This window comes from Acetobacter musti, from assembly GCF_011516835.1.
GTDB classification, from domain to species: domain Bacteria; phylum Pseudomonadota; class Alphaproteobacteria; order Acetobacterales; family Acetobacteraceae; genus Acetobacter; species Acetobacter musti.
This window is the reverse complement of the sequence record NZ_WOTB01000063.1, coordinates 1-8,683: the sequence shown is the minus strand read 5'-3', so window position 1 is coordinate 8,683 and position 8,683 is coordinate 1. Positions and strand designations below refer to the sequence as shown.

General features: G+C 57.4%; 7 protein-coding genes and 1 tRNA gene. 7 read left to right on the top strand and 1 reads right to left on the bottom strand.

Annotation, left to right across the window (positions count from 1 at the left end; translation table 11 throughout):
* Window positions 1-34: 34 nt before the first annotated feature.
* Both GOB93_RS20220 and GOB93_RS20215 read left to right on the top strand, forming a co-directional pair.
* A tRNA-Met gene (locus GOB93_RS20220) sits at window positions 35-111 on the top strand.
* A 249-nt stretch (window positions 112-360) separates the two neighbouring features.
* Entirely contained in the window at window positions 361-1,728 is a 1,368-nt protein-coding gene (locus tag GOB93_RS20215; RefSeq protein WP_173585190.1) for a hypothetical protein, read from the top strand.
* Between the two features lie 580 nt (window positions 1,729-2,308).
* Here the strand turns inward: GOB93_RS20215 and GOB93_RS20210 are convergent.
* A complete protein-coding gene (locus GOB93_RS20210; RefSeq protein ID WP_062020778.1) occupies window positions 2,309-2,752 on the bottom strand; it encodes an Rrf2 family transcriptional regulator in 444 nt (147 codons plus the stop codon).
* A gap of 84 nt (window positions 2,753-2,836) precedes the next feature.
* Here GOB93_RS20210 and hmpA point away from each other — a divergent pair, with 84 nt between their 5' ends.
* From hmpA to GOB93_RS22325, 5 genes are all read left to right on the top strand, one after another.
* The gene (gene hmpA, locus GOB93_RS20205; protein ID WP_062020783.1) at window positions 2,837-4,051 is read left to right on the top strand and encodes an NO-inducible flavohemoprotein; all 1,215 of its coding nucleotides are present in this window, start codon (window positions 2,837-2,839) and stop codon (window positions 4,049-4,051) included.
* Window positions 4,052-4,163: 112 nt separating this feature from the next.
* The gene (locus GOB93_RS20200) at window positions 4,164-5,264 is read left to right on the top strand and encodes an IS630 family transposase (protein ID WP_019092710.1); all 1,101 of its coding nucleotides are present in this window, start codon (window positions 4,164-4,166) and stop codon (window positions 5,262-5,264) included.
* A gap of 4 nt (window positions 5,265-5,268) precedes the next feature.
* Window positions 5,269-7,611 (top strand): nitric-oxide reductase large subunit, encoded by a 2,343-nt coding sequence (locus GOB93_RS20195; RefSeq protein ID WP_062247520.1) that lies wholly within the window; start codon window positions 5,269-5,271, stop codon window positions 7,609-7,611.
* Window positions 7,608-8,018 carry a DUF488 domain-containing protein gene (locus tag GOB93_RS20190; RefSeq protein ID WP_062020791.1) on the top strand — a complete coding sequence of 137 codons (411 nt, stop codon included), beginning with the start codon at window positions 7,608-7,610 and terminating at the stop codon, window positions 8,016-8,018. Before GOB93_RS20195 ends, GOB93_RS20190 begins: the two co-directional genes overlap by 4 nt.
* A gap of 85 nt (window positions 8,019-8,103) precedes the next feature.
* On the top strand, window positions 8,104-8,409 hold the full coding sequence (locus GOB93_RS22325; RefSeq protein WP_081107034.1) for a PAS domain-containing protein: 306 nt from the start codon (window positions 8,104-8,106) through the stop codon (window positions 8,407-8,409).
* Window positions 8,410-8,683 lie beyond the last annotated feature (274 nt).

Genomic DNA, 8,683 nt, shown 5'->3' with positions numbered 1-8,683 from the left:
CCAGTCCACCCCTCACACATTACACCATCACCACCGCGGGGTGGAGCAGCCCGGTAGCTCGTCAGGCTCATAACCTGAAGGTCATAGGTTCAAATCCTATCCCCGCAACCAGATGTTAAGTGATTGATATCACATATTAAAACCCGCCCTCACAGGCGGGTTTTTTGTTGCCCAAAATCCCACACAGGAAACACATAGGAAACAAACGGAAAGGTACCGGGGCGCGATTTTGTCCACTTTCACAAATGCGTGATTTAAGAGCGAGGCACCCTGTCGCCTGTTTCGGGGTATCATTCTAGGCTTGTCGAGTCAGGACAGTCTGCCCTTCTGCTGTCCGTATCAGGAGACGCACGAGCAGCCATGGCCGCATACGAACTCACGGGACTGATCCGTTATCTCGGTCAGGAGGACTGGCAGGAGTGTTTTGGCGAAGTGCTCGGCGATCACATCGGTCCGGCGCTGGAAGCGGGCGACATCTCCTTCGAGGATCTGGCGGAGATGATCGGCCCTGACGTTGCCATGACGCTGTGGGGCTGCGCTTTCGAAGATTTTCTCGGGCAGGACTGGGACGATGGCCGGAACTTCGTCGACGTTTACCTCAAACGGCGGGGCTGGAAGGAAGGGCCGCGCAACAGCGCCTACATGCGTGCCCTCAAGGCTTCGGTCATGAGCCTGTATGAAGTCTCGGATATCAAACCCGGCCAGAGCCTGATGGCGCGTGACCTGCTGCGGGGTGGGGAACCCGTTCTGGTGCATGAAGGCACGGCTACCCGGACGCTGGAACAGTGGGACCGGATTGCAGCACGTCTCGTGCCGTCCGATGGAAAGACCATTCTGGCAGGCGGCCTGCTCGCCTATTCACGGGGTGCCTGCGAAGATCTGGCTGCGAACCTTTACAGGGCTCTGCGGAAAAGACGGGGCAAGGCCGAGTTTCCGAAAGTCGATACGCAGACGCTGCATGAACTTGCACCGATGTTCACGCTGACCTGGCTGTTCCGGACACTGGAGGACATGGCCCGGCAGATGGAGGGGCCAGCGCTGTTCAATGGGGACGGAGAGGATTTGGTCTTCCACGAAGTGTGTTTCCCGCTGGCAAAGGGCGTGACACGGAAGACAGTGGCGGACGTGCTTGACGGGATCATGGCCCTGCGACCGGAAAACCGGTCATTCTGGAACTGGCTGAAAGAGCCGAGTAATCCCGTGGGCAAGGCTGGACGAGATGAAAACGGGCGGTTCCTGCGCACGGAGATGGATGATGGTGCGATCGTGCTGGGCACGCTGGATCTTAAGGGGCGGCAGTTGCGGCTGCAGGTGAACTCAAGAGAGCGTGCCGAACGTGGCCGTGCCATGCTGCAGGCTGGTCTGGGAGATCTCGTGCGCGCTCCGCTCACGCAGATCATGACGCCAGCGCAGGCGATGGAAGACCGGAGGACGCATGGACGGGAGGTCTCGCCAGAACTGCAGATCCCGCCCGAGGAGGAAGCCCGGATTATCGGGCAGATGCTGGAGCGGCACTATCGGCAGGTGCTTGATGAGCCTGTTCCCGCTCTGGGGGATATGACGCCACGTCAGGCCGTCCAGACAGCCTCAGGGCGTAAAAAGGTTGCCATCTGGTTGAAGGATATCGAAAACACTACGGTCCACGCCCAAGGGAGTGGCGGTGCCATGGCTGCCTACGATTTTGGGTGGATGTGGCACGAACTCGGAATCATCAGGCTCAGGAAATAGTCCGCTTACGCCTCTTCTCGGACACTTAGGTAAGAGTTTGGCCTTTCGTAAAGCAGACATTATTGGTTCAAAACTTTACTATCGAGTTTGGGGCGATGGCGGACTAGCCCGCATATCTCACACGAGTGGGTGCATCGGGCTCTGAAATTGGTGAAAGTTCTTGTTGAAAAAGGAAAATCCGCGAGCGAGATCGGAGACCCGATGCAGACAGAGTGTAGCGTTGGCCATGTCCTCAAGATTTCTGTGAGATATGCGGGATAACAGCGGGGTGGGTGCGACAAGATTGCTATTCTATCAGGCAATGGAGGCCGTCAAAGAGGGAAAATTGCAAGTTGTGCTTGCGGCTTTACAGTCAAACCCCGTTCCAGTCAGCCTTCTTTATACCTGTCATGATCTACTGCCATTGAAGATCAGGGGCTTTCTCGACTTCGCTGTCCTGCAGCTTCGCGAACGCGTCGCTATAGGTAAACGGGACTTTTGAATCTTGGCGCCATGCTCCTGGTTCAAAGGATATATCTGATTGCTGCAATTCGCTTGAGGGCCATCTAACACTCAACATCTGGCCAATAATAATAAATGATTAAGACGTTTCACGTTTCGTCAGTTGGGCGATCTCGAAGGGCGTAATGACGTCTGCCAGAGTGCAGTCATTCAGAACCGCCATCATCGCCTGCGTTGCCTGATTAAGGCCGCTCCGCAGGCGGCAGGCGGGCATTAACTTGCAGAGCGTCGTCTCAGCGCTCTTTTCCAGACATCCTAGCAGAGCCATGTTTTCTTCGAAATAGCATACGACATCGCCGATCATGATGTCCTTCGCTGGCCGTCCAAACCGTAGGCCACCGTTACGACCGCGCAGGGTTTCGGCGAATCCCCCCTGGCCCAGCTTGTGGACGACCTTGACCATATGTGCCTCCGAGATCCCGTACGCCATGGCGATTTCACGAATGGAGCAGAGTCGTTCGGTCCGGGCGCCCAGATAGATCAGGGCGCGCAAGGCATAGTCGGTTTGCAACGTAAGTTTCATGGTCGGGTAAAGATGCACCAACTTGACATGTTTTCCAATACGGTCAAAAAGATGTGCGGATCGTAAACCCTAAAGGAGGGCACCATGTCCGCTCCTCTCGACGACAAGACGCGCGCGATCATCTCCGCGACCGTCCCCGCGCTGAAGGCGCACGGAACGGCCATCACGACAGAAATGTACAAGCGCCTGCTCTCCACCCCGGCCATTCGCGACCTGTTCAATCTCTCCCATCAGCAGGATGGCGAACAGCCCAAGGCGCTGGCGCTGGCAGTGCTGTGCTATGCCGAACATATCAACGACCTCGGCGCGCTCGGCGGCATGGTCGAGAGAATTGCTGAGAAGCATGTCGGTCTGAACATCCTGCCCGAGCATTATCCATATGTAGCAGAGGCGCTACTCGGCGCGATCGGCCATGTTCTCGGGGATGCCGCGACGCCGGAGATCGCCGAGGCGTGGGGCAAAGCCTACTGGTTTCTGGCGGATATCCTTATCGGCCGTGAGAAGCAGATTTACGACGAGCATAAGGACGCACCGGGAGGTTGGGCCGGATGGCGCGCTTTTCGCGTTCGCTCACGTCGCGCCGAGACTCCGACAATCACCTCGTTCGAACTGGTTCCCGTGGACGGCGGCGCGCTCTTTCGCCATAAGGCGGGACAGTATCTCAGCTTCAAGCTGGATGTTCCCGGTCATGGCTCTCAGCGCCGGAATTACAGCATTTCCTCGGAACCCGGCGCGGATCATTACCGCATTAGCGTGCGACAACAGGATGGCGGCGTCGTCTCGACATGGTTGCATGAGACGGTGAAGGAGGGAGACATGCTCCAGGTTGCCAATCCCGCCGGTGATTTCTTCCTCGACGAGACAAGTGAATCTCCTGTCGTGTTCCTGACGGCCGGTGTTGGTCTTACGCCCGTGATGTCGATGCTCGGCGAGCTGGCGCAGACATCCGTGAAGCGGAAGATTCACTACGTTCACGGCGCGGATACCGAGGCGTTGGCAGCTTTCCGTCCGGAAATCGAAGACCTTGCCAGCCGAGGTATTCTGGCGGCGGATTTCTTCTATGCGAAAGAGAGCGTGCCCGCTGTCAGTCATGGTGTTGCCGCCCACGCTGGGCGTGTCACGACCGCTTGGGTAAAGCAGAACCTCGACCGTTCCGCGACCTATTACATCTGCGGGCCGGATTCCTTCATGAGAGATATGGTCGACGCGCTACGGACCGAGAATCTGCCGGCGAAGCAGATCCGTTACGAGTTCTTCGGCTCCGCCGCCGACCCCGATCTGGTTCTCTCCGCAGCCTGATATTTTTTTGGGCGTTCACAGTGAGGGGGCGCGCCCCCTCACACGACCTTATCAGGAGCTAGTGTCCTGATCGAGAAGTTTATATGATTATCCTGATGGCAGGGGTAATCGAATGGGACGTGTAGCGGTTGCGATTGAACTGACGGCATTGGAGCGTCAGGAACTGGAATCTCTGGCAAGGGCGCGCAAGACGGGCCAGGCGCTTGCGCGGCGAGCCCGTATTGTCCTTGCCGCAGCCGATGGGCATGAGAACAAGGCGATCCGTGACCTGACGGGCGCGGACATCAACACGGTTGGCAAGTGGCGCCGGCGTTTTGCGACGGACCGTCTGGACGGGCTTTACGATGAACCCCGGCCGGGGACACCACGCTCGATCGGCGACGGGGAAATCGCGGAGACGATCCGCCGGACACTGGAAGAAACCCCGCGCGGTGCTACGCATTGGTCGCTGCGCTCGATGGCACAGGCCGTGGGATATGCACCGTCAACGATCCATCGCATCTGGAAAGCGTTCGGGTTACAGCCGCATCGAACAGAGACCTTCAAACTGTCGAACGACCCTCTCTTCGTGGAGAAGGTCCGCGACATCGTTGGTCTGTATATGGCACCGCCGGAGCGTGCGCTGGTACTGTGCGTGGATGAGAAGAGCCAGATCCAGGCGCTGGATCGCAGCCAGCCCATGCTCCCGATGCGGCCCGGCCAGGTCGAGCGGCGGACACATGACTATACCCGCCACGGTACGACCTCACTGTTCGCAGCTCTCGACATTGCCACCGGCACCATCATTGGAAAGTGTTATCCGAAGCACCGATCCACGGAATTCCGCAAATTCCTTGACCAGATCGAAACCAATGTGCCGACTGACCTCGATATCCATCTGGTGATGGATAACTATGCCACCCACAAGACGAAGCTGATCCGTGACTGGTTGGCCAGGCGCCCGCGCTGGCACGTTCATTTTACGCCGACCGGGGCCTCATGGATCAATCAGGTGGAGCGGTTTTTCGCTCTCGTCACTGAAAAGCAGATCAGGCGCGGCATTCACCGTTCGACCGAAGCCCTGGAGGCCGACATCAGGGCTTTCATCGCCGTCCATAACGAACAGCCCAAGCCCTTCAAATGGACCAGATCCGCCGACGACATCCTGCAGGCCGTCAAGCGATTCTGCCTCCGTACTACCAAAATCAGCGAAACTTCAGAATCAGGACACTAGTGCGATGTCGGACTCATCTTCCATTGTCAGGCCGGTCGCGGATCCGGTCAGTACCGTCCTGAAATGGATTCTCCTTGCGACCGGTCTTCTGACTGCGGCGCTTCTCATCTGGACGACACAAGCGACCTACAAGGGTGCGCCTCCGCAGCCGGAGAAATTCGTCTCGGCCGACGGCTCCATTCTCATGACAGGTGCGGATATCGTTTCAGGAAAGGGCGGTTTCCAGAAAGCCGATCTGATGGACTATGGTAGCCTGTATGGCATGGGCTCCTATTATGGCGAGGATTACACTGCCTCAATCATGAAGCGGCTGGCGCTCGCCACGCGCGATAACATCGCAAGCGCAGACGATGGTGCGGCGTTCGCATATCTTCCGAAAGAGCGGCAGGACGCCATTACGGCGAAAATGCGCGACGATCTTCATCATCTCGATCTAACTGCCTCGACTGTGACGCTGCCTGGCGAGCTTGTGGCGGCGATCGTGTCCGTCCGCATGGCAACCGCGGACGGTCTGCTCCATCCGAACCGCAAGGCCGGCTGGACCGCAGCACAGAGTCTCTCACCCGCGCTCGCGGTCAAGACGGCCGACTTTCTGATCTATTCGGCTTTGACGACCGTCGCATGGCGTCCTGGCACGAACTATTCCTGGACACAGAACTGGCCTTACGAGCCGCTGGTGGAGAACGCTCCGACGGGCGAGACTTTCATCTGGACATGGGCGAGCTTTGGCTTTGTTTTTCTGGCTTTTGGTGCCGTGCTCTTTATCTACGAATATTGGCTCAACGACGCAGACACGGCGGCTCGGGACGCGGAGCTTCTCGTCGTTCATCCGTTGACACCGAGTCAGAGGAAAGTCTGGAAATATTTCCTTCTGGTTGCGGCACTGCTGCTGGTGCAGATTCTGGTCGGCTCCGTCATGGCCCATATGTATTACGACCGGACGAGTTTTTACGGTATCGATATTAATCGATACGTTCCGTTCAATGTCATGCGTGATCTTCATATTCAGGCGCCTATTGTCTGGATCGGCCTGTCGTGGATCGGCGCGGCGCTGTTTCTTGCACCGGTCATCGCCGATGGAAAAGAAGCCAAAGGTCAGGGCTGGCTCGTGGACGCGCTGTTCTGGGCAACGGTCTTCGTAGTGGTCTGTGGCCTGGTGGGAAACTATCTCGGTGTCATGGGGGTGATCGACGGCAACTGGTTCTGGTTCGGAAATCAGGGGTTGTCCTATATCCAGCTCGGCCGCTTCTGGCAGATTGGCTTCTTCGGAGGACTGCTTTTGTGGAGCGTCCTTGTGATGCGGGCTCTGTGGCCATCGGTTTCATTGTGGACTCGTGCGGCGCGCAGTTTCTGGTCCGGTCATATCCGGCTGGAACATCTCATCTGGGCGTCTACCGTTAATGTCGCACTGCTGTATGCCTGTGGCATGATTCCGCTGACGGGCATTGAGAAATCCTTCACGATCTCGGATTTCTGGCGCTGGTGGGTCGTCCATCTGTGGGTTGAACAGTCCTTCGAGTTCTTCGCGGCGGCGATGACTGCCTGGACGCTGATGGCCACGGGGTTGATATCGCGCTGCCTCGCCGAGCGAGGCATGTATTTCGAAGTCATCCTGATCTTCCTCGGTGGCGTGATCGGCACGGGGCACCATCTTTACTGGGCGGGCGAGCCGAGCCTGTGGATCCCATTCGGCACGATGTTCTCCTTCATCGAGGTGCTGCCACTTGTATTGCTTATCATGGAGGGAATCAGCCACTATCGAATAATCAGGAAGCAGAAGGATTTCCGCTATCGTCTCGGGACCATCTATGTCATCGGTGCTGCGTTCTGGAACTTCGTGGGCGCCGGGGTTTATGGCGGCGGTCTACTGAATGCGCCACTGGTGAACTATTATGAACATGGCACCTTTCTGACGCTCAACCACGCGCACTCGTCTCTTTTCGGCGCGTTTGGCGAACTCGCGATCGGTTTGATCTATTTCTGCCTGCGTTACATTCATGCTGAAAAAGCCGGTTTCTCCGAACGAGCTGGCCTGTGGGCATTCTGGCTCTACAATGCGGGACTGGTTTTGTGGACGCTGCTCAATTTCTTCCCAATCGGCTGGCCTCAACTGCTCGCAGTCTATCAGCATGGCTATGCTTACGCCCGCAGCGCCGAATTCTATGACAAGACCCTGTTCTGGCAATGGATGCGGCTGCCGGGCGACGTTGTCTTTGCGGCTGGTGCACTGATTATGGCGTGGGATTTTCTTGTCAAGCTTACGCCGGTCTATCCTGGTTGGATGCGGCGGTTCATTCCCGGTTCGAGGACACTTGCCGCGAGCCGTCCGGTGGAGAACGTGTCATGACGGCGCAACATGACACTCCGGATGTGAGGCTCAAGCGCGTGTACGATGCCTCCGCGCCCAGCGACGGCCTGCGCGTGCTGGTGGACCGCCTTTGGCCGCGAGGGCTGCACAAAGCCGACGTGAAGATGGATTTTTGGCTGAAGGACGTGGCGCCAAGTCCGGACCTGCGTCACTGGTTCGGCCATGATCCGGCGCATTGGGACGAATTCCGGCTGCGATACCGTCATGAGCTTTCAAACGGAAATGCCGAGATCGCCCGTCTTGTGGGACTGGCGAAGAAAAGCAGGATCACGCTTCTTTATGCGGCGCATGATCCTCTCCATAACCATGCACTCGTTCTTCGGGATTTTCTGTGCGATGTCGCGACGGTTAAATCTTCGAGCCATGGACGAGGGGATCAGTCATAACACAACACGTTGATTTCGCAGAACGCCTCACTCGGGCGTTGCTTGAAACGCGCGCTGATGCGATCCTCGCCGCCGACCCGGGGGGATCATCCGATTCTGGAACCCGGGCGCGGTAAGAAACTTCGGGTTCACCAAAGATCAGGCTCTTGGTCGCTCGCTTGATATCATCATTCTCGAAAAGCTACAGGTACGGCAGCGGGAAGGATGGAATCGCGTGCTTCAGACCGGTCAGAGTCGTTATGTGGCGGACGAGTTGCTTGCCGTTCCCGCGATGACGTCCGACGGTCGGCTATGCGAGTATACCGCCGCTGCGGCTGACCATCTCAACGTCCATGAAGTTCACGCCTGTCACATGTTGCCCCACGAAAAAAGGCTTCGACCGGTGCGCTGAAAGGAATTGCATGTGGGTGCCGTGCTCCGTGAGCTATCAATCCACTCCCGGAACATTACTCATGTGGCAATATCTGGTTCTCTATCCTAGCGTCCAACAACGGACATTCCACCCCCCTAACTCGCCTGTCGGCCCAAGAGAACCAGAACAGACAGGCGGCATTCGCCTCATTTTTGTCATTCAATGCCCGGTTAAGCTTCTCGAATAGCGGACTATTTTCGGTTTTTCTTGACGTAGAGGACAAGAGCGGCCAGCGGTGAAGGTATGGATACCA

Excerpts from the sequence above, each read along its gene's own strand:
- hmpA (WP_062020783.1), top strand. The coding sequence starts at position 2,837 with ATGTCCGCTCCTCTCGACGACAAGACGCGCGCGATCATCTCCGCGACC.
- GOB93_RS20215 (WP_173585190.1), top strand. The coding sequence starts at position 361 with ATGGCCGCATACGAACTCACGGGACTGATCCGTTATCTCGGTCAGGAG.
- GOB93_RS20210 (WP_062020778.1), bottom strand. The coding sequence starts at position 2,752 with ATGAAACTTACGTTGCAAACCGACTATGCCTTGCGCGCCCTGATCTAT.
- GOB93_RS20195 (WP_062247520.1), top strand. The coding sequence starts at position 5,269 with ATGTCGGACTCATCTTCCATTGTCAGGCCGGTCGCGGATCCGGTCAGT.
- GOB93_RS20190 (WP_062020791.1), top strand. The coding sequence starts at position 7,608 with ATGACGGCGCAACATGACACTCCGGATGTGAGGCTCAAGCGCGTGTAC.
- GOB93_RS20200 (WP_019092710.1), top strand. The coding sequence starts at position 4,164 with ATGGGACGTGTAGCGGTTGCGATTGAACTGACGGCATTGGAGCGTCAG.